Raw genomic sequence first — 20,233 nt, 5'->3', positions numbered from 1 at the left:
CCCCCGCAGCCCCCACCACTCAATAAAAGTCTCGAAACTGAGTCTTCAAGAAACCTGTCATATACTTAAATAATCGCGATTTGAAAATAATGGTTGATTTAAAATTCAGAAAAATATATAATATATAATCATTGATACAAAAAGGAGGTCACGATGATGAAAAAGCAACGTCTTCAATATAAAGACAACTTCATATCGATCGTGACTGAGAGCCTTTTGTTTATCTGACTTTTATGAAAACCGTATAGAAGGAACAGGGTCGCGTAGATACGTGCCTTTTTTTATGTGTGAAAGCATACGTCAAAGGACGTATGTCTTTTTTTGTTTGGATAGAAATCGGTTACACAACTGATTTTTATATAAATCAATGATTTTTTTAGAGGAGGAATCAAAATGGTTCACTACATGGAGAAGAAAGAATGGAACGAAGATTGGAAAGAGAGCGGTTAGCTACTGTTTTTGAAGAGAGGGTGGTAAATGATGTTTAGTGTATTGTTCAAGCTTGATTGGTTTTTTAAGATTTATTGGAAGCGTTACACATTAGCGATTATAGCTTTGATCGTTGTAAGTATGATTGATCTGATCCCTCCGAAACTAGTGGGGATCGCGATTGACGAAATACAATTCAATTCCTTTACGAGAGAACGTCTATTGGAATTGTTACTCATTTACGGGGGCATAATCATCGCGAGTTATACTATTTCCTACTTATGGGATTATACACTGTTCAGTGGTGCGATGATGATGGAGAGGACGATGAGATCCCGGTTGATGAATCATTTCCTACGGATGACACCTACTTTCTTCGGAAAGAACCGTACAGGAGACCTTATGGCGAGAGCAACGAATGACCTGAAGGCTCTGACGATGACGGCGGGTTTCGGGATCCTGACCCTGGTGGATTCGACGGTATTTATGATGATGATTATTGCTGTCATGGGTTTTACGATAAGCTGGCCATTGACCTTTGCGGCACTCATTCCTTTACCGATAATGGCTCTTGTCATGAAGCGGTACGGTAAAGTGATTCATAAGCGTTTTACCGAAGCGCAGGAATCTTTCGGAGAAATGAACAACCAAGTCCTAGAGTCCATTCGAGGTGTCCGAGTCATTCGAGCTTTTGTGCAGGAAAAGAATGATGAGCAGTCATTCAACAGGATGACCAAGAAAGTTTACGACAAAAACATAGAAGTAGCGAAGATTGATGCTCTATTTGAACCGACGATAAAAATATTGGTTGGTCTTTCTTATACCATCGGATTAGGGTACGGAGCGAATCTCGTGTTTCAAAACCAAATCACTTTAGGAGAAATGGTTTCTTTTAATGTTTATTTAGGGATGTTGATCTGGCCGATGTTTGCTGTAGGAGAACTGATTAATGTTTTACAACGTGGAAATGCATCCCTGGATCGCGTGCAGTCGACGCTTGATTACGAACCTGACGTGCAGGATCCTCCATCACCTGCTTTCATAGAAGAGCCGAAGCTCATTGCGTTTAAAGGGCTGTCCTTCCTTTATCCAGGGACAGATAAGAAAAGTCTTGATGACATTGATTTAACAGTGAAGCAAGGGGAGACCGTTGGAATTGTTGGAAAAACAGGAGCAGGTAAGACAACGTTGTTCCGTCAGCTCCTTCGAGAATATTCTGGGACTATGGGACGTCTTGAGGTCAATGGTGTTCCTCTAGAGCACCTTAGTCTTGATCAGACAAGATCCTGGATTGGTTATGTACCACAAGATCAAGTGCTGTTCTCAAAGACGATCAGAGAGAATATCCAATTCGGTAAACCGGATGCTTCCGACCAGGAAATTAACCGTGTATTGGAGCTTGCTCATTTTGCAGATGATATTCAACAATTGCCTAAAGGGCTGGACACTAAAGTCGGAGAAAGCGGAGTTACGCTTTCTGGTGGACAAAAACAAAGGGTTTCCATCGCTCGAGCGTTCATCATGGACCCTGAAATTCTATTACTGGATGATGCCATGTCAGCGGTAGACGGAAAAACAGAAGCTGAAATTCTTCAACACTTGAGAAGAGAACGGAAAGGGAAGACGACATTCATTGCTGCTCACCGACTTTCAGCCGTAACACATGCCGATCAAATTCTGGTCCTCGACGATGGAGCAGTTATCGAGAAGGGGACACATGATGAACTCCTTCAAAATGGCGGATGGTATCATCAACAGTATGAGCATCAACAGTTGGAAAACGGGGAGGTGGGGCGATGAAGAAATCGACTGAAAAAAAGTTGTTCCAGTATGCGTGGTTGTTCCGCAAACGTATATTCATTGGTCTATTTTGTTTAATCATCGCAGTCGCTTTAGAACTCACTGGTCCCTTTATCGCCAAAAGGCTGATTGATCAGCATATTATTGGAATTGAAAATCAATGGTTTCAGGTCGAATCAAAGGATGAACATACGGTTAGGTACAGAGAGGCCCTGTATAAACGTTCTGACCGAAGAGATGAATCGGATGAGGTTCTTCAAACTCGAACGATTTTGCAAGTGGGTAGAAGCTATTACTTCACGGAAGAACAAGTACCTATCGCTGGCAGTCGCCAGTGGAAGGACGGGATTTTGACCATTGAAGCGCCAGACCGTACGTATGAGGTAGGTGCTGAAGAATTAGAGCTACAGGAATTGTACAGCTTTTTTCTTCCTGAAATGAAGTCGATCTATTGGCTCCTCAGTTTATACGTAGGGTTATTGCTCATTGCATCTGTGTTTCAGTTTTCTCATACGTTTTTGTTGCAAAAGTCTTCAAACAGGATTATTAGAAAGATGAGGGATGACCTCTTTTCACACATACAGACACTGCCGATCCAATTCTTTGTTAATCAGCCGGCAGGTAAGGTGGTTGCTCGTGTCACAAATGATACAGAGTCGATCCGTGAGTTGTATGTGAAAGTGTTGGCGACCTTTGTTACGAGTTTCTTTTATATGGGTGGCATTTACATTGCCTTGCTGTTATTGGATTGGAAGCTGGCTCTTTTGAGCTTATTATTAATTCCGATTTTGCTAATTTGGATGAAGCTGTTCAAAGGGTACGCAGGAAGGTATAACCATGTCGTTCGTTCCACGGTCAGTGACATGAACGGGAATATCAATGAAGCGATTCAGGGAATGTCAATCATCCAATCTTTTAGGCAGGAAAAACAGACGTCAGCAGATTTTGAGAGCTTGAATGAGCGCCACTTTACTTACCAGAGGAAATTGATTCGATTAAGTGCTCTAACATCATTTAATCTTGTGAATGTACTAAGGAATCTTGCATTCGTAGCTTTTATCTGGTATTTCGGAGCAGGGTCCATAGGTCCTGAAGGTATCGTTACGGCCGGTGTACTTTATGCTTTCGTCGACTATCTGAACAGACTGTTCCAGCCGGTTACAGATCTGGTCAATCAATTGCCTCAGCTCGAAGAAGCCCGTGTAGCTGCAGGTCGTGTTTTCGAAATCCTTGATGAACATGGGGAACCTGTCGAAAATACACCGATTGAACGGTATAAAGGTGATATTCATTTTGATCAGGTAACGTTTGCTTACGAAAGAGGCAATGATGTGCTTAAGAATATTTCGTTCAAAGTGAATCCTGGAGATACCGCCGCTTTTGTTGGCCATACGGGTTCAGGAAAAAGCTCTTTAATGAATCTTTTATTCCGTTTCTATGACCCCCAGCATGGAACGATCCGGATCAATGGAAAGTCGACGAGCGAATGGTCGAAACAGCAAGTACGCAGCCATATGGGAATTGTCCTTCAAGATCCTTTTATCTTTAGTGGTACGATATTGTCGAATGTGACCATGAATGATGAGCGTATTTCCCGGGAAATGGCTATACAATCTCTGAAAGCTGTCGGTGCTGATCACTTTGTGGAGAAATTACCACAAAAATACGATGAACCTGTCACTGAAAAAGGGGATACTTTGTCGATGGGAGAAAGGCAACTTATTTCCTTTGCTCGAGCATTAGCTTTTGATCCTGCCATTTTAATCTTGGATGAAGCAACAGCCAACATCGATACAGAAACAGAGCAACTGATACAAAAAGCGTTGGAGGTATTGAAGGAAGGAAGAACAACTTTGGTGATTGCTCATCGATTATCTACCATTCAACAAGCGGACCAAATTTTTGTCTTGAATCATGGTACAATAATGGAACAAGGGACCCACCAGCAATTGATTGATAGCAAGGGTGAGTACTACCGTATGTACCAAATGCAGCAAGGAGCTGTTGGCATTGAAGCGGTATAGGTCTCAAAATTGCTGACATGGAGGCAAGTTTCATGCATGAGCAAGAATACGATAAGAAAGACATCATCGATGATGATCTGTATGAAGAAATAGATGACGAAGAATTATATGAACTTGTCCAGGAAGAGAAGAGAAATGCATATGAACGGGAAAGGATGGAGAAAGAACAGCAAAAAGAAAAACGTCCTTTTCCTAAGTGGATATTCTGGTTGATCGCTTTCATGATGGTGTTGAACATTGTAGCGGTTCTTCCGAATACATTTTCTATTCCAGCGATTGATTTCCTCATGACTTCTGCAAAACTTTCAACAGATGAAAAGGTGCAGACTTATAAGGAATCCGTGGTAGTCGTGGAGGCTGGTCGCAGCAAGGGGACCGGATTTGCTTTTACCGAAGATGGTTATATCCTCACTAACCATCATGTCATAGAAGACGAAAAGAGAATTTCTGTTGGATTTCCGGATGATGGGCTTTTTGGTGCGGAAGTACTTGCCTCTTATCCTGAAGTCGACCTTGCTGTCCTGAAAGTTGAAGGTAAAAATCTCCCTCATTTAGAACTTGCGGATGAAGCGGATTTTGAGGCAAGTGAACACGTGTACTTCATCGGGAATCCTCTGAAGTTTACGGGGATTGCCAATGAGGGGAATGTGATTGGCTATAAACAGTTGTCGGATTGGGATCAACAAGTGCTCATGCTCGATGCCCCGATATACCGGGGGAACTCAGGAAGCCCGGTCATCAATGATCAAGGGAAAGTGATCGGAGTGGTTTTCGCTACTCTACATGATGATAATGAAGGTCGGGTCGGTCTTGCGGTACCTATTGATTATTATTTTGAACAGAAACAAAAAGGAAACCTACCTTAGGTTTCCTTTTTTCTTGTCCGATGACATAGGACAAGTCGTCAATCATTCCTGTGGGTATATTCACCTAAAAATAAGACTTTGTCACCTAATATCGTTTCTTGTACACCATGGAAGAGTCTTAGGTCTTATTTTTTGAAATGGTTATTTAATAAAATGTAACCCCAATGAAGTAGACCGTCCAGGCGTAGTTCAGTAAAATGGTCATGGTCAAGGACAATACCTTTTTACCTGACCCAATTACGGCAAACTTCAGAAATATTGGTTGATACGATTTTGTAACACAATTGAAATAATCTTAAAAAAGACACCCAAAAAATAAAAGCCATAATCGAAAATATTAATAGGCTGGAGGTGATAAAGGTTGATCAAACGTCTTTTTCAAAAAGCAGATTCCTCCCTGGATGAACAAGTAGCTTCAGCCAAACAGGGAGATGATGATGCACGTAATGAAATGCTGAAACAGTATCAACCTTTCATCGCCAAAAGTGTTTCTGAAGTTTGTAAAAGATATATAGACCCTAAAAAAGATGATGAGTTCAGTATTGGTTTGCTTGCATTCAATGAGGCCATTCAATCTTATTCTTGTGATAAGGGAAGTTCATTTCTCTCTTTTGCGAGACTTGTGATTAAAAGGAAAGTGATTGATTACATTCGTAATGAACAAAAACGTGTACAAGTCACTTCGCTGGATGAGGATTTCCATGATGAAGAACAAATGGAAAACCCTGTAGAAATATCAGCGGCCAAGGAAAAGTTTCAATTGGAAACGGAAGCTTGGCACCGTAAAGAGGAAATTTTGGAATTTCAGGCCCAATTGCAAAAGTATAAGCTTTCATTTGATGAGCTGATTGATGCGTCTCCTAAACATAGAGATGCCAGAGAATCCGCTGTTCAGGTGGCAAGGCTCGTTTATGAAGATGAATTTTTATGTTCGCAAGTCATTGACAAAGGCCGTTTACCGATTAAAGACTTGGTCGATCGTGTCGATGTTAGTAAGAAAACCTTAGAACGAAACCGGAAATTCATCATCGCATTAGTTCTCATCCTGAACGGGGATTACGTATATCTTAAGGATTATCTGAAAGGGGTGGGTATGTGAAAAAAGGTATTGTCATGGAGCAGCAGAATGAATATATGATTGTCATGACCAGTGATGGCAAATTTCATAGAGCTGAGAAGATTAACCATGCAGATATTGGGATGGAAGTCCAATTCAAGACAGTTGATGAGCGTAAAGTTCTGCATCAATGGACTCAGGTTATGCGCAGTCACTATACGCGTGCAGCTGTTGTAGCCATTATCTTTTTACTGATGGTATTCCCTGTCTTTTCCTGGTATGGAAGCAATCAAGCGTTTGCTTATATGAATATTGATATTAATCCTAGTGTTGAACTTGAATTGAATGATCAGATGCAAGTCATAGATATGACTCCTCAAAATGAAGAGGCTGAAGAGATCGTTTCCTCTTTGAAGGATTGGAAAAAGAAAGATGCATCGGAAGTGACCTTTGAATTGATTGAATTGAGTCAAGAAAAAGGGTATGTCAATGATGCAAACCAAGTCCTGATCGGTATCAGTTATTTAAAAGAAGTAGTGGATCAAAATTACACGGAAGAGATAGAAACGTATCTCATGGGAAAAGCCACTAACATAAACATTGCTACCTTTTTGGTTCCAGAGGATTTAAGAAGAAAAGCTATGAATCAAAAGGCCTCAGTTAATGAAATGGTTGCAGACAGAATAAAAAATGAAGAAATGAATCAAACAGGAGATTCCGAATTGCCTGTTCATATTGAAGATGATGATCGAGAAATTATTCAATCCTTTTATAAAGAAGACTCATCTGAAGAAAAACAACGGGAATCGCTTGATTCTGATACGAATTCTGATACGAATTCTTTAGTTCCACCTGCTGTTGATGTGAAGCCAGCAAATCAGGTTTTAAAAGACCGTGGATTTGGCCAAACAGGTCAAAAAGGAAAAGACAAAGCTCCAGGTCAGTGGGTTAAAGAGAAAGAACAGTCTGGTCAAGGAAAAAAGCAGCACATAGAAGATAAACACAGCAAGAAAAAGCACATAGAAAAGAAAGACAACAAGAAGAAACATATAGGAAAGGATAAGATTAAACACATAGAAAATAAAAACGAGCGAAAAGAAGAAAAGAAAGTGAACGATAAAGATCGGGAAAAAACTGAACGACCTTCTCCTAAACCTAAAGAGAAAGAAAGAGGAAAACAGAAGGATAAGGATTCCGGTTCAAAACATAAACAAAAGAAAGATGACCGAAATAGAGGGAAAGGCTCGAACGGAAAAGAGAAACCTTCTCGCGGAAACGGAAATTCATCGAATGGAAAGCACTCCTAGACAGTTAGGAGTGCTTTTTTGTTGAAGAGACAGGGAGTATAAGGGTATCGTGTAGAAAAGGAGGAGTAATGATGAGTAAAGCTTATATAGGCGTTAAGAACGGGAGACTTTCTGACTGCCCGAATTCTCCAAACTGTGTCAGTACTCAAACAGATCAAGAAGAAAAGAAAATGACATCCCTGACATTTTCTAAGGACATGGAGACTACAAAGTCCTTGATTAAAGAGATTTTAAGTGAGAGGCAAAGAACGACGATTGAGACAGAGAACGAGAATTACATCCATGGAGTGGTTGAATCAAAGTGGATGAAATTCAAGGACGATGTCGAATTTTATCTTGATCAGAAAGAAGAGGTCGTGCATTTCAGGTCTGCTTCAAGAGTGGGATATTCCGACTTTGGAGTCAATAAAAAACGAATGCAGGCCATCTCCGAACATTATGAGTCCATGAGGAGAGAATCCCTATGACGTTTGATTATCAAATAGCTGTCATAGGTGGCGGTTCAGGTGGCTTAACGGTAGCAGCAGGCGCAGCGAGTTTTGGTGCGAAAGTTGCTCTTATTGAACGGAAAACCGAACTTGGTGGCGATTGTCTCCATTATGGATGCATGCCTTCAAAAGCATTGATTCAAGCGGCTAAAGAGGTGAAAGAGGCCGCTCAATACAATGAATGGACGCAAGAAGATTATAGTCGTTTGTTTAAGTCAGCGATGGAACGGGTCGCAAATGCTTTACAAGATGTTCAAGAGCATGATTCAAAGGATCGTTTTATCAATCTTGGTATTGATATTTATGAAGCAGAAGGAACATTCATAAATGAACATACTTTGCAGGTAGGGGAAGAGACGATTACAGCGAAACGTTTTGTCATAGCTACTGGATCCTCTCCTGCAATCCCTCCGATTGATGGTTTGGATAAAGTGAATTACTTAACAAATGAAACCATTTTTTCACTGAATCAGAAACCTTCATCCATGGTAGTCATTGGTGGAGGAGTGATCGGAGTGGAACTGGCTCAGGCGATGAGTCGTTTAGGTGTGGATGTAACAGTGATCGAAGGCAGTGAACGGATTCTATCTAAAGAGGATAAGGAAATCGCAAGCATATCTCAACGGTTATTATCTGAAGAATTGAATATTTTAACGAGTGCAAAGGTTGAACGCGTGGAGAAAAGCGGGGAGCAGGTTCAGGTTCATTATATGAAAGATGATGCTCCAAACAGCATTACGGCAGATAACATACTTGTAGCGGCTGGTAGAAAAGCGAATATTGGAGAGCTTGGGCTGGATAAGGCCGGTATTGTAACTGAAAAAGGTTCGATCCAAGTGGATTCAACTTTAAAAACCAATAAAAAACATATTTACGCAGTAGGTGACTGTAATGGATCAATGCCTTTCACTCATGTCGCAGGAATGGAAGGGAAAATCGCCGTATCTAATGCTGTTCTGGGTCTTTCCAGAAAAGCTTCTTATGAAAAAATTCCATGGGTTGTCTACTCAAACCCTGAAATTTATCATCTCGGATTGACAGAAGAAGAAGCGCAAGAAAAGTATGGAGAAGACTTGTTAACCTTTAAAACAAAATTAGCAGACAACGATCGCTTTATGGCAGAGCGGAAAAAAGAGGGACTTGTAAAAGTTTTGACAACGGGCCGTGGGAAAATCGTAGGGGCTCATGCGATTGGTGAAGGAGCTGGAGAATGGATGCAGGAAGTTGGGACTGTTCAGGCACTCAATAAAAAGTTTCAGAGCATCTCAAATGTTGTACACCCATACCCTGCTAAAAGTAACGTCGTCTCTCAAACCGCAGACCTATATTGGAGAGAGAAGCTTTTCGGAAGTAAATGGAACGACCTCATTCGTTGGTATGTGAAAAAATTGAGATAAGCAAGGATAAAAAATGCGTAGAGACAAAATCTCTACGCATTTTTTATTTCCGCTATTCTTTATCTTCATGCAGATGCTCGTCCTGATTCCCCATTAAACCATAGAAAAACATATGGGTGATTTCTTCACTTAATTCCGGTAAAGAATGATCGAAGAGGTCTTCCTTCGACTGCATCGCCTGATAGTACATTTCTATATAGAACATGATAGAGCGAAAAGAAATGTCCGGATGAACGTACCCTTGCGACTTTCCTTGTTCCACGAGCTCCATTAGTAAAGGAACCGCGTCTTTCTCTGTGAACGTTTGAATCATCTCTTGCAACTCAGGCTGGTCTCTCATCACTGTTTGTAGAAACCCCGGGTCCATATGGAGGATGTTTTCTTTTTTATCTTGAATAACAAATCGAATCTTTTTTTTGAAGTCCATATCCTCATTGTGCACGACGTCTCGAAAACGGTCCAATCGTTCGTAAATGAATTTTTTGACCGTCTCGAATAAGAGTTCATCTTTGCCGCCAAAATAATTATAAATGGTGACTTGAGAAACTTGTGCTTTTTTTGCAATTTCCTGGATGCTGACTTTCTGCACCCCATATTCTGAAAACAACTTCAGGGAGGCGTTCAAGATATTTTGCTTTTTGCGTTCTTTTCGTCTTTCAAATCCGTTCATTGTCCACACCTCTTCTTAAACCATCATACACGAAGTTATGAACCGATTCAATTCATACATTTCATTTCTGTACACCTTTTACTTGATCAACTCCATCTTCCACAAAAGCTCCCTTCTCTTGAAGACTCAGTTTCGAGACTTATTTTGAGTGGATGGGGGCTGCGGGGAATAGCTCGCTTTCCGCGGGAGCGCGGTGAGCCTCCTCGGACTGCGTCCTGTGGGGTCTCACCATGCACTTTTTTCCTCTTCGATATCCGGTTCCGGCGCCTAGCGGCTAGTGAGACTTCCCTCGCTTCTGTACGATAAGTCAACATCGAATCACTCCGTTCTTCGTGTTTCCTTTATCTCCGTCAGCTCAGTCCAGTCCATACGCCGCTGATCGAGGCGCCTGCACACTTAAGTTAGGAGTCTCGCCATTCCCCTCCGCCCACTTACTGGTAGAAATTCTCGAAACTATCTTCCAGCAATAGGAGCTTTTATGGTTGAGAATCCTATATCAACGCGGTTTAAGCAGGATTTATAACAGTTTTAGGCAAGGTAATGGGGGATTTCGAGAACCTCATATGGCAAAGGGGCGGAGGGAAACGGTGAGACTCCTGTGGGAAGTGCGTGGTAGATGAGACCCCGCAGAGGGTTAGCTCGAGGAGGCTCATCACTCGCCCACGGAAAGCGAACCTTTTCCCGTAGCCCCTAAATCCACACAAACATTTCGAAATCGAGTCTTCCACAATCCTGCAATTTAGTGGAATAACTTTTTAAAAAGCTAGACAAGAAGGATGGAGGTTGAGTACGATGAAAATGGTTGAACGATCATGATGAAGAGAGGAAGATAAGATGTCAAAGCTTGATCTTACTCAGTATGAAAAGAAAATGATTGTTAGAAACATGCAGGATAAAGATATTGAACAGATTTTCAGATTACAAAAAGTTTGTTTCCCTGACATGGATCCATGGAAAAGGGAGCATCTGGAGAGCCACTTGACGCATTTTGCCGAAGGGCAGTTTGTTGTTGAGTTTGATGGAAAAATTATTGGAAGTTGTTCAAGTTTGATTGTTAATTTTGATGAATATGATGATAAACATACGTGGGATGACATTACAGATGAAGGGTATATAACGAATCATGACCCAGACGGGTACAATTTGTATGGAATTGAAGTGATGGTTCATCCTGAATATAGAGGGATGAAAATAGGAAGGCGTTTGTATGAAGCAAGGAAAGAATTAGCCCGCGAGTTGAATTTGAAGAGTATCATCATCGGAGGGCGTATACCTAATTATCACAAACATGAAGATGAGATGACGCCACGTGAATATGTGGAGGAAGTCCGCAACCAAAACATTTACGATCCTGTCCTCACCTTCCAAATCATGAATGGCTTTACTGTCATGCGGATCAATCCGGATTATCTACCCGATGACGAGCAGTCTTTAAAGTATGCGACACTGATGGAATGGAATAATATTGATTATCGTGCTCGTACGAAGCGCTATTTCAAGACGAGTCATCCAGTAAGAATCATGGTCATTCAATATATGATGAAAAATATTGATTCCTTTGAAGAGTTCGTGAAGCAATGTGAATATTACGTGGACGTCGCTGCTGATTACGGATCTGATTTTGCAGTATTTCCCGAAATTTTCACCACGCAGCTCATGTCCTTCTTAGAAGAAAAAGTGCCGTCTCAAGCCGTGCGTAAATTGAGTGCCTACACCGAAGACTATATTGAAATGTTCACGCACCTTGCTGTGAAATACAATGTGAACATCATAGGTGGGTCTCATTTTGTGGAGGAAGAAGAGCAAATTTATAACATATCATACTTATTCAGACGTGATGGTACGATAGAAAAACAATATAAAATTCATGTAACACCTAACGAGCGGACCTGGTGGGGAATTCAGCCTGGAGATGCGGTCAAAGTCTTTGATACGGACTGTGGCAAAATTGCGATTCAGATTTGTTATGATATTCAATTTCCTGAGCTCGCCCGCTATGCGGTCGATCAAGGAGCGAACATCATCTTCGTTCCGTTTTGTACAGATGATAGACAAGGTTATTTACGCGTCCGTTATTGCGCCCAGGCCCGTGCAGTGGAAAACCAGGTCTATACCGTTATTGCAGGTACAGTAGGAAACCTGACACAAGTGGAGAATATGGATATTCAATATGCACAATCAGGCATTTTCACACCATCTGATTTTGAATTTGCCCGTGACGGGATCATTGGTGAATGTAATCCCAATGTGGAAACGGTCGTTGTTGGAGATGTTGATTTAGAAATACTGAGAAGACAAAGGAAGTCAGGAACTGTCCGGCAGCTACGTGACAGACGCCGGGATTTATTTGATCTCCGATTTAAATTAGCTACAGAAGAAAAGCCAGAACGAACGTAAGGGAGGAATGTTTTGTGTTGGACAGACAAGTAGCTATTGTGACAGGAGCTTCCCGTGGGATTGGAAAAGAAATAGCTTTTCAACTCGCTGAAAAAGGGGCCTATTTATCAATTATAGGAAGCTCTGAGGAAATTCATCATACGAAGGAAGAATTAGAAAAGCAAGGCTACACCAATGTATTGGCGTATACGGCTGATGTAAGTGATGAAAACGAAATTGACCAGGTTGTGGAAGGAACCAAGAAGGCGTATGGCAAAGTAGACATACTTGTTAATAATGCGGGTATTGGAGACTTCAAACCAATTGAAGAAGTAACAGTAGAGGAATGGCGTCGGACGTATGATATCAACGTACAGGGCGTATTTCTCGCAACCAAAGCTGTTCTGCCTATCATGAAATCGCAAAAGTTCGGTACCATCATTACGGTGGCCTCCGATGTTTCTCGATATACAATTCCAGAAGGTGGGGCCCTTTATACGTCTACAAAATATGCGGTTCAAGGGTTTATGGGATCGCTCGCTCAAGAAGTGAGAAAAGATGGCATCCGGGCAGGTACGATTAATCCAGGAATGGTGGATACTTATTTTGCAAATGGGACACAGGGAGATCCTGAAAAAACGGAATGGCTCAAAGTTCATGATATTGCGGAAGCTGTTGTTTATATGGCGCTCGCGCCTAAACATATGGTTATTGATGAAATGCACCTGCACCCACTTATCCAAGATTACCCACGCGTATAAATGGAAAATAAAAGAAGACCAGGTCATCCAGAAATTGGATGACCTGGTCTGTCTATTTATGTGAAAAAACTGGGTTGTAGTGTTGTCGCTTGGGCATGATCGATATAGCTTAACAACGCTTCGTGAGATTTGAGCATTTCACTTTGTTGACTCGGGTAGTAAGCCGAGTGAAGGAATGTCTCGATCTTTTTAGAAAGGAATTCATCCTTTGTGCGTACCATAAGGACAAGCAAGTCGTCCCACTGGCCCCAAATCATGAAATGCAGGGCTTTGTCGTAATCATAGTGACTCATTGTATGACACTTCCTTTATGAAAGGAGTGGTCTTATTATCCCCGTGAGCGTTCTTGCTCAATCAGAGAGTTCGTCACAGTTCTGGAAATCCCGACACATTTTTGCTTTTTTCTTCCGCAAAGCATTGGAAATTTTGTTATGATAGTATGGAAAAGTTTTGCTTTTGACGGAAGGAGTCTTCGTGATGTCAGAAAAAAATCTTCTTTATGCAAATGTGGGGTGTGTCGGCTTATTCGCATTGTTATTATTCCTGAGCTTTGTAACAGCAGAAGCTGATGCGACCCAACAGGTGATGATTCTCATTTCGGAAATCATCGGAGGAATAACCCTGGTTGTTGCCATTCTTTCTCTTTTTTACATAAAAAGTGATCAACGGTATCTCCCCATATCCGTTGTATGTTTTTTAGTTCCCTGGTTATTGTATGGAATTGGGTATGAAATAGGATTTAATGCTAAAACACCTTACACGTGGATATGGTTTATCGGTTTATATATCCTTCTTATTACTGGCTTTATCTTTATTCGAATCGGTTATAAAAAAGTCGAAGGGCATTACAAGCTTGTTTCTGCTTTCCTATTATTTATTAATGGTATTTTTTTCGTTTATTTAATTTTCATTCAAATATGGTGGAGCATCCCGTTTTTGAATAGTTAATCCTCAGTTCTTTTTCAACTGAGGATTTCTTTTGTATCATACATATTCCTGTTTTTAGCAATCGCATATTTGCCTTCCAACCACACATACTAACCGTAAACATGGATGGAAGGAGGTTGAATCTCATGAAAATCAAAGTATTAGCCATCGGTCTGTTGGCAGCTGGATCTCTTGTGGCCTGCCAGGCAGAACAAGAAGCTGGTGACAATGGCAACTACAACGGAGTGGAAAATACAAGCTTTGAACGTACTGCTGATGACATGTCTGAAAATGGTCAAAAAGCGAACCAGTATGACAATGATCGCGGAATGGTTCATAACACGAATTACAAAGTAGCCAAGGATGCAGCAAATCGTATCGAAAAGAATGTCGATGGCGTAGACCGTGTTTATGTGTTGAAAACACGTGACAATGCCTATGTAGCGGCAGAGCTTGATAATCCAAAGGGAGACAAGAACGAAGTCTCTGATGAAATGGAAAAGCAAATCAAAAAAGCGGTTAAAGCATCAGATCAGGACATAAACAATGTTTATATCTCAACAAACCCAGATTTTGTTGACTTAACGAACAATTATGTAGAAGATGCTCAAAATGGTGAACCAGTCACAGGATTTTTCCGTGAATTCGGAGAAATGGTCGACCGGATTTTCCCTGACCAACGCTCATAATAAAGAAAAGTCAGGACCCTTTAAAGAGGTCCTGGCTTTTTCGCTTTTAGAATCATGAAATTCGGCTTTGTTGACACTTTTTGAAAGCCATCTGGATGAACCTCCTTAAATTCAGGCGTAGGTTTTGGTTCACTGAGTTGAATGAAATGAAAATGATCGGTCACAGCAGAAATCATCTCCTCAAGCGGACGCCTGTAAAAAGTCATCGGAACTTTTTCTCCGTTCACCGTCCATTCTTCCTGAAGTTGCTGGCAGGCATAATAAGTATCCACATCATGGTTCATATAATCCATGAACGGATGATGGGTAGAGAAAAGGAAGGTGCCTCCTGGTTTTAATGTACGATAGAATTCCTGAAAAATGGGTTTCCAGTCTTTTATGTAATGGAGAGTGAGTGAACTGATAATAAAATCCAAGGATTCGTCATTCATTGGCAAAGGATTCATTAGGTCGTGAACGAAAGCGTTGATCCTGGCATTTCCTGTTCTCCGCTGGGTTGCGGCAATCATCGAAGGGCTGAGGTCAATTGCTGTTACGTCTGCCCCGTGATCCGCCATGTAACGCGCATACCATCCTGCTGCACAACCAGCATCTAAGACTTTTTTTCCTTGGAGTTCTGGAAGCAGGTTTACCATGGCAGGGCGTTCGAGATAAGCATTGTAGGGCTTTCGGTCAACGTCAAATTCATAATGAGAAGACAAATGCTCATAGGAGTGAAAGACATTCTTTTTCATACAAAAACTCCCTTCTGTAGCTTGGTTCATTCAGTGTACCTCAAAAAAAGGTTGAAACTCTAATAAAAAGCGTATAATCATTTCTGGAGTATAAGTGACTAAATCGTTCAAATGGTCAGGTGATAAGAATGAATATGGACAGAAAAGAAGAAATCCGCGAAGCCGCCCGTCAATCTTTTTCCTTCTTTGGCTAAAAGGCTACAACGATGGACCATGTCGCCAAAGCTGCATATGTAGGAAAAGGGACGATTTATAATTTCTTTCAAAACAAGGAAGAATTGTTTCAGGATATCATCGCAGAGCTTCTGTTAGAGATGAAGGGAAAAGCGGAATCTGTTATGGATGACGAGCGATCGCTGAAGGAAAATGTACACTTAGCACTTATTGAGCTTCTTCAATACCGTAAGAGCCACTAATTGACGGTTAAACTCGTGTATGAAGCCCTGCAAAATGTAGAGGCTTTAATTTTGGATTATCTAAAGGATAAAATAATAACAGCTGTAGCAGAGGGAGATATTCGCGAATGTGACCCGGAAATTACGGCCTTTGTGATGTTGAAGTTATACACGGCACTAATTATCGATTGGGAAGAAGGACATGATCCTTTACCCAAGGAAAAGATCCTTCATTTATTTGATGATTACGTGTTCAAAGGATTATCACCCGAATGATGGTCCTCTTTTTTGAGAGAAAATGACCAAATGAATAATTTAGTCATATGTTATTAGGAGGTAGGAAAATGAGTGGTTGGAAGCTTTGGATCTCAGAGTGGAAGGATTTCACTTTAATGTGGCAAAATGCTTCTATTTTAACAGGGTTCATTTTTGGAGCTTCCGTACTAACGATCATCTATTTTATATTGAAAAATCAAAAACAGAACGTTTCCTTTCAGGAGGAGGCAGCCTAAAAAGAGAGCGAACTGCTCTCTTTTTTTGTTCAGGATCTCCGGGGAATGGTCGTCATTCAAAATCCTTCCGCGTCCTTGGGATTAAAAGCCGGCTGGTCAAACTATTTTTTCAGTGAAACGGATGGAAGAGGGTGACATCTATCCAGCATCTGTTCTGGTAAAATGGGAAAAGAGGGGGATTGGAAAAATGATTAGAACGGCAGAGGCCTTTGATGCAGCAGCTTATCGAAATCTTATCGGGCAATTGGAGTCAGAATCCGATTTCTTATTATATGGCAAAAGTGAAAGAGAATCCACGATCGAACAAGTGGAAGGTTTGATTCAAAAAATCGAGAAGGAAGAAAACTCTACGATCTTTCTATCCGAATTAAACGGGAGAGTCAACGGGCATGTGACGGTTTTTGGTGGAGGTGCTCCAAGGAATTTACATGCAGCAAGCATAATTACAGGAGTATTAAAGGACTTTTACGGCCAAGGAGTCGCTCAAGAGCTTTTCCATCATTTGTTTCAATGGGCAGAAGAAAAAGGAGTGACGAGGCTTGATCTTACGGTTATGGTTCATAATGAAAGAGCTGTCCACTTTTATGAACGCATGGGTTTTGAAAAAGAAGGCGTGAAGAGAGAGTCCCTGATCATCAACGGGAGTCCCATCGACGAGTATGTCATGGCTAAAATTCTAGTATAGAGGACAAGAAGATGGACTGAACCTTCATGTTCGCTGCTTTACCCTCATATAGTAAGATAAGCGAAATCGAAGGAGGGGGCATCTTTGAGACCAGATGACCAAAAGAAGCTCGAATATGCGATCAGAGAAATTACGGAAATCGCTAAAGGTTTCGGGCTTGATTTCTATCCAATGCGTTACGAAGTCTGTCCTGATGATATTATTTATACATTCGGAGCGTACGGGATGCCGACACGCTTTTCCCACTGGAGCTTTGGAAAGCAATACTATAAGATGAAGCTGCAATATGACCTCGGATTAAGCAAGATTTATGAACTTGTCATTAACTCGAATCCTTGTTATGCTTTTTTGCTGAACTCCAATAGTTTGATACAAAATAAGCTGATTGTTGCCCACGTCCTGGCTCACTGTGATTTCTTTAAAAATAATGCCCGGTTCCAGAATACGAAGAGGGACATGGTTGAAAGTATGGCCGCGACGGCGGAGCGAATCGCTACTTACGATAAAATATATGGCAAACATGAGGTTGAATCATTCCTTGATGCAGTCCTTGCTATTCAGGAGCACATTGATCCATCTTTGGTTAGACCGAAACTTGCCTGGTCCATGGATGAAGAAGAAAGTGAAGAAAAACCGATTCATACAGAATATGATGATATTTGGAAGATTGATGAATCCTCTTCTGAAGAGCAGCCAAGGTTTAGAAAGAAAAAGAAATTTCCACCAAGACCTGAGAAAGATTTGTTGCTCTTTATCGAACAGTACAGCCGTGAACTTGAGGACTGGCAGCGGGATATCTTGACGATGATGCGGGAGGAAATGTTGTATTTTTGGCCGCAGTTGGAAACGAAGATTATGAACGAAGGGTGGGCTTCTTACTGGCATGCGCGAATTTTAAGGGAAATGGATTTGACGAGCGATGAGTCCATTGAATTCGCCAAACTCAATGCGAGCGTTGTGCAGCCAAGTAAGACCCAGTTGAACCCGTATTATCTAGGGTTGAAGATTTTTGAGGATATTGAAGATCGGTATGACAATCCGACGGAGGAAATGATCAAGCATGGGGTCGAACCGGGTTCAGGAAGAGAAAAAATGTTCGAGGTTCGCGAAATCGAATCTGATCAAAGCTTCATCCGTAATTATTTGACCAAAGAACTAGCTCGAAGAGAGGATTTATACCTTTTCCAAAAACAAGGTCAAAAGTATAAAATAACCGATAAAGATCATGAAGCCGTCCGCGATCAACTTGTCACCATGAGAGTAAACGGAGGATTCCCGTATATCACTGTCCAAGACGGCGATTATGTGAAGGGCGGGGAACTTTACTTAAAACACCATTTTGAAGACGTCGAACTCGATGTCGGGTATTTGGAAAAAACACTGCCATATGTCTATCAGCTGTGGGGACGAAATGTTCACATAGAAACGAAAGTAGAGGGACGGGATGTAGTGTTCAGCTATGGCGGTAAAAAAGTTCAGAAGAAATATTTATAGAATGCAGACTGCTCTTTATATAATAGAGAGCAGTTTTTTTATTTGAGTATGTCTGAGACTGAATAAGTAAGAAATCGACAAAACCTCTCCCTCCATTTGACAACTTGGAGAAAAGGAATTTGATATAATGACGGTAAGATTTGCCTTCCTAATGCAAAAGAGGTGAGATGGATGAAAAAGGTCCGCGTGGCTGTATTCAGCTTGATGGCCGTATTGATTGCCGCTGTACTTTTCTATTTGGATAACAAGGAAGTCAATGCACTAAAAAATCATCAGGTATATCCAATGGTAAGTGAGCCGACTCAACACCCTGAACCGATCACAGTTTCTACTCATGAAATCGGAGAGACAAAGATTCATCTAACGAAATTATACAGTCGTAACGATGCGAAGGGACTATATCTTGGCATGTGGTATGGAGACAGAAATGCTGTGATGAAAAATAATGAAGAAGATTGGTTGAGAGAGAAAGGTCATATTGAATTCTTAGTGAAGGCTGTTGATTCCAATGGTACCACGTATAATGGATCCACCATTGGTACGACGGAAGGGACGTTTACGACGTTCCGGTATATTCAATTTGATGACTTCCGATATAACCAGGAACTGGATACGCTTGATTTAGCTTTTTATCCTATGATGGATGATGGCAAGGGAGGCGTCCCCTTCGAGCATCCCTGGTTGGAAACCACGGTGGAAGTGGAATGAATAAAGCTTTTCAAAGCATAAGATAGTATAGATGAGCGTTAGAGGTAAGGTCCGTATTGTATTGAGCTTAGACACAGGTCTGGGCTCTTTTTTTCTAATAAACAATGGTGGAAGAAAAGGGGACTTACAATGAGATATTCTCGTGTCTTACTTAAAATTAGCGGAGGTGCCTTGAAAGGGGACAGCAAGGACAGCTTTGACAATCAACGACTGGAACATATCGCAAACGAAATTATCTCGCTTCTCGAAAGTGGATTGGAGGTTGCGGTTGTCGTAGGAGGAGGTAATATCTTCAGAGGTAGAACTGCTGAAGAATGGGGAATTGAGCGGGTGGAGGCCGATAATATAGGGACGATCGGCACGATTATTAACAGTCTGATGTTAAGAGGTGTGTTGAAGAAAAAATCAAAAAAAGAAGTACGGGTCATGACTTCCATTCCTGTGGCAAGTGTAGCAGAGACGTATATTCGTTTGAAGGGGCTGCATCACCTGGCTAAAGGAATGGTCCTCATTCTGGCGGGAGGAAACGGTCAGCCATTTGTGACGACCGATTATCCTGCGGTACAAAGGGCGATTGAATTGGATTGTGATGCCATCCTTGTTGCGAAGCAAGGGGTGGACGGTGTCTACACGTCGGACCCTGTTAAACATAAAGGAGCCAAAATGTACGGCAGGTTAAATTATGATGATATACTTCTTCATAACATCCAGATCATGGATCAGTCCGCACTCATCCTTGCACGAGACTTTAAGCTCCCTGTCCACATTTTCAATTTTGATCATCCGGGGCTGATGAAGAGAGTTTGTATGGGGACAGATGAGGGTACTCTCATTTCACATCGACCTTCCAAGCTTCAAACAATGGAATAGGTCGAACGGTGCCATTTAAAAAGTTTTTCAACTGAGGGTCCATC

19 protein-coding genes and 1 pseudogene are annotated in these 20,233 nt (G+C 41.4%); 17 read left to right on the top strand and 3 right to left on the bottom strand.

The window, feature by feature from the left end; translation table 11 throughout:
* Window positions 1-480 precede the first annotated feature (480 nt).
* The 7 genes from ACQ4XT_RS20495 to ACQ4XT_RS20465 all read left to right on the top strand — a co-directional run bounded on the left by ACQ4XT_RS20495 (window position 481) and on the right by ACQ4XT_RS20465 (window position 9,368).
* On the top strand, window positions 481-2,229 hold the full coding sequence (locus ACQ4XT_RS20495) for an ABC transporter ATP-binding protein (RefSeq protein WP_446855524.1): 1,749 nt from the start codon (window positions 481-483) through the stop codon (window positions 2,227-2,229).
* On the top strand, window positions 2,226-4,253 hold the full coding sequence (locus ACQ4XT_RS20490) for an ABC transporter ATP-binding protein (RefSeq protein ID WP_446855522.1): 2,028 nt from the start codon (window positions 2,226-2,228) through the stop codon (window positions 4,251-4,253). Before ACQ4XT_RS20495 ends, ACQ4XT_RS20490 begins: the two co-directional genes overlap by 4 nt.
* Before the next feature lie 32 nt (window positions 4,254-4,285).
* Window positions 4,286-5,119: a S1C family serine protease gene (locus ACQ4XT_RS20485; protein WP_446855521.1), complete on the top strand. Its 834-nt coding sequence runs from the start codon at window positions 4,286-4,288 to the stop codon at window positions 5,117-5,119.
* A 361-nt stretch (window positions 5,120-5,480) separates the two neighbouring features.
* Window positions 5,481-6,218, top strand: coding sequence for an RNA polymerase sigma factor SigI (sigI, locus tag ACQ4XT_RS20480; protein WP_446855520.1), 738 nt, complete (start codon window positions 5,481-5,483; stop codon window positions 6,216-6,218).
* Window positions 6,215-7,483 (top strand): anti-sigma factor domain-containing protein, encoded by a 1,269-nt coding sequence (locus ACQ4XT_RS20475; RefSeq protein WP_446855518.1) that lies wholly within the window; start codon window positions 6,215-6,217, stop codon window positions 7,481-7,483. The genes sigI and ACQ4XT_RS20475 overlap by 4 nt, the downstream gene beginning before the upstream one ends.
* A gap of 71 nt (window positions 7,484-7,554) precedes the next feature.
* A complete protein-coding gene (locus ACQ4XT_RS20470; protein ID WP_446855516.1) occupies window positions 7,555-7,950 on the top strand; it encodes a DUF1499 domain-containing protein in 396 nt (131 codons plus the stop codon).
* A complete protein-coding gene (locus ACQ4XT_RS20465; RefSeq protein ID WP_446855513.1) occupies window positions 7,947-9,368 on the top strand; it encodes a dihydrolipoyl dehydrogenase family protein in 1,422 nt (473 codons plus the stop codon). Before ACQ4XT_RS20470 ends, ACQ4XT_RS20465 begins: the two co-directional genes overlap by 4 nt.
* 52 nt (window positions 9,369-9,420) lie before the next feature.
* Here ACQ4XT_RS20465 and ACQ4XT_RS20460 read toward each other — a convergent pair whose 3' ends face one another.
* Window positions 9,421-10,038: a TetR/AcrR family transcriptional regulator gene (locus tag ACQ4XT_RS20460; RefSeq protein WP_446855511.1), complete on the bottom strand. Its 618-nt coding sequence runs from the start codon at window positions 10,036-10,038 to the stop codon at window positions 9,421-9,423.
* 834 nt (window positions 10,039-10,872) lie between these two features.
* On the opposite strand from ACQ4XT_RS20460, the gene ACQ4XT_RS20455 reads away from it, so the two are divergent.
* Window positions 10,873-12,435 carry a GNAT family N-acetyltransferase gene (locus ACQ4XT_RS20455; RefSeq protein ID WP_446855509.1) on the top strand — a complete coding sequence of 521 codons (1,563 nt, stop codon included), beginning with the start codon at window positions 10,873-10,875 and terminating at the stop codon, window positions 12,433-12,435.
* Window positions 12,436-12,449: 14 nt separating this feature from the next.
* On the top strand, window positions 12,450-13,175 hold the full coding sequence (locus tag ACQ4XT_RS20450; protein ID WP_446855508.1) for an SDR family oxidoreductase: 726 nt from the start codon (window positions 12,450-12,452) through the stop codon (window positions 13,173-13,175).
* A 56-nt stretch (window positions 13,176-13,231) separates the two neighbouring features.
* On the opposite strand, the gene ACQ4XT_RS20445 is transcribed toward ACQ4XT_RS20450, so the two are convergent.
* Window positions 13,232-13,468, bottom strand: coding sequence for a YhdB family protein (locus ACQ4XT_RS20445; protein WP_446855506.1), 237 nt, complete (start codon window positions 13,466-13,468; stop codon window positions 13,232-13,234).
* A 184-nt stretch (window positions 13,469-13,652) separates the two neighbouring features.
* Between ACQ4XT_RS20445 and ACQ4XT_RS20440 the strand changes: the two genes are divergently transcribed.
* Both ACQ4XT_RS20440 and ACQ4XT_RS20435 read left to right on the top strand, forming a co-directional pair.
* Window positions 13,653-14,123: a hypothetical protein gene (locus ACQ4XT_RS20440; protein WP_446855504.1), complete on the top strand. Its 471-nt coding sequence runs from the start codon at window positions 13,653-13,655 to the stop codon at window positions 14,121-14,123.
* Window positions 14,124-14,248: 125 nt separating this feature from the next.
* On the top strand, window positions 14,249-14,791 hold the full coding sequence (locus ACQ4XT_RS20435; RefSeq protein ID WP_146814398.1) for a YhcN/YlaJ family sporulation lipoprotein: 543 nt from the start codon (window positions 14,249-14,251) through the stop codon (window positions 14,789-14,791).
* Window positions 14,792-14,811: 20 nt separating this feature from the next.
* On the opposite strand, the gene ACQ4XT_RS20430 is transcribed toward ACQ4XT_RS20435, so the two are convergent.
* Window positions 14,812-15,525, bottom strand: coding sequence for a class I SAM-dependent methyltransferase (locus ACQ4XT_RS20430; RefSeq protein ID WP_446855501.1), 714 nt, complete (start codon window positions 15,523-15,525; stop codon window positions 14,812-14,814).
* Between the two features lie 206 nt (window positions 15,526-15,731).
* On the opposite strand from ACQ4XT_RS20430, the pseudogene ACQ4XT_RS20425 reads away from it, so the two are divergent.
* The 6 genes and pseudogenes from ACQ4XT_RS20425 (at window position 15,732) to pyrH (ending at window position 20,189) form a co-directional block, all read left to right on the top strand.
* Window positions 15,732-16,196 (top strand): annotated as a pseudogene (locus ACQ4XT_RS20425) (TetR/AcrR family transcriptional regulator).
* 68 nt (window positions 16,197-16,264) lie between these two features.
* Window positions 16,265-16,432, top strand: a complete 168-nt coding sequence (locus ACQ4XT_RS20420) for a hypothetical protein (RefSeq protein ID WP_446855499.1) — start codon at window positions 16,265-16,267, stop codon at window positions 16,430-16,432.
* Window positions 16,433-16,619: 187 nt separating this feature from the next.
* Window positions 16,620-17,117, top strand: coding sequence for a GNAT family N-acetyltransferase (locus ACQ4XT_RS20415; RefSeq protein WP_446855498.1), 498 nt, complete (start codon window positions 16,620-16,622; stop codon window positions 17,115-17,117).
* 84 nt (window positions 17,118-17,201) lie between these two features.
* Entirely contained in the window at window positions 17,202-18,611 is a 1,410-nt protein-coding gene (locus ACQ4XT_RS20410) for a SpoVR family protein (RefSeq protein WP_446855496.1), read from the top strand.
* Between the two features lie 171 nt (window positions 18,612-18,782).
* A complete protein-coding gene (locus ACQ4XT_RS20405; protein WP_446855494.1) occupies window positions 18,783-19,319 on the top strand; it encodes a hypothetical protein in 537 nt (178 codons plus the stop codon).
* A gap of 129 nt (window positions 19,320-19,448) precedes the next feature.
* On the top strand, window positions 19,449-20,189 hold the full coding sequence (pyrH, locus tag ACQ4XT_RS20400) for a UMP kinase (RefSeq protein ID WP_446855492.1): 741 nt from the start codon (window positions 19,449-19,451) through the stop codon (window positions 20,187-20,189).
* Window positions 20,190-20,233 lie beyond the last annotated feature (44 nt).

It is taken from the genome of Halobacillus sp. 12SKB, from assembly GCF_052941655.1.
Note: the sequence above shows the minus strand (reverse complement) of the source record. Positions and strands in the feature narration are given on the sequence as shown.

Bases quoted from the DNA above. Each gene is read 5' to 3' on its own strand.
- ACQ4XT_RS20495 (WP_446855524.1), top strand. From the start codon at position 481: ATGTTTAGTGTATTGTTCAAGCTTGATTGGTTTTTTAAGATTTATTGG.
- ACQ4XT_RS20490 (WP_446855522.1), top strand. From the start codon at position 2,226: ATGAAGAAATCGACTGAAAAAAAGTTGTTCCAGTATGCGTGGTTGTTC.
- ACQ4XT_RS20485 (WP_446855521.1), top strand. From the start codon at position 4,286: ATGCATGAGCAAGAATACGATAAGAAAGACATCATCGATGATGATCTG.
- ACQ4XT_RS20470 (WP_446855516.1), top strand. From the start codon at position 7,555: ATGAGTAAAGCTTATATAGGCGTTAAGAACGGGAGACTTTCTGACTGC.
- ACQ4XT_RS20465 (WP_446855513.1), top strand. From the start codon at position 7,947: ATGACGTTTGATTATCAAATAGCTGTCATAGGTGGCGGTTCAGGTGGC.
- ACQ4XT_RS20460 (WP_446855511.1), bottom strand. From the start codon at position 10,038: ATGAACGGATTTGAAAGACGAAAAGAACGCAAAAAGCAAAATATCTTG.
- ACQ4XT_RS20455 (WP_446855509.1), top strand. From the start codon at position 10,873: ATGTCAAAGCTTGATCTTACTCAGTATGAAAAGAAAATGATTGTTAGA.
- ACQ4XT_RS20445 (WP_446855506.1), bottom strand. From the start codon at position 13,468: ATGAGTCACTATGATTACGACAAAGCCCTGCATTTCATGATTTGGGGC.
- ACQ4XT_RS20440 (WP_446855504.1), top strand. From the start codon at position 13,653: ATGTCAGAAAAAAATCTTCTTTATGCAAATGTGGGGTGTGTCGGCTTA.
- ACQ4XT_RS20435 (WP_146814398.1), top strand. From the start codon at position 14,249: ATGAAAATCAAAGTATTAGCCATCGGTCTGTTGGCAGCTGGATCTCTT.
- ACQ4XT_RS20430 (WP_446855501.1), bottom strand. From the start codon at position 15,525: ATGAAAAAGAATGTCTTTCACTCCTATGAGCATTTGTCTTCTCATTAT.
- ACQ4XT_RS20420 (WP_446855499.1), top strand. From the start codon at position 16,265: ATGAGTGGTTGGAAGCTTTGGATCTCAGAGTGGAAGGATTTCACTTTA.
- ACQ4XT_RS20415 (WP_446855498.1), top strand. From the start codon at position 16,620: ATGATTAGAACGGCAGAGGCCTTTGATGCAGCAGCTTATCGAAATCTT.
- ACQ4XT_RS20405 (WP_446855494.1), top strand. From the start codon at position 18,783: ATGAAAAAGGTCCGCGTGGCTGTATTCAGCTTGATGGCCGTATTGATT.
- pyrH (WP_446855492.1), top strand. From the start codon at position 19,449: ATGAGATATTCTCGTGTCTTACTTAAAATTAGCGGAGGTGCCTTGAAA.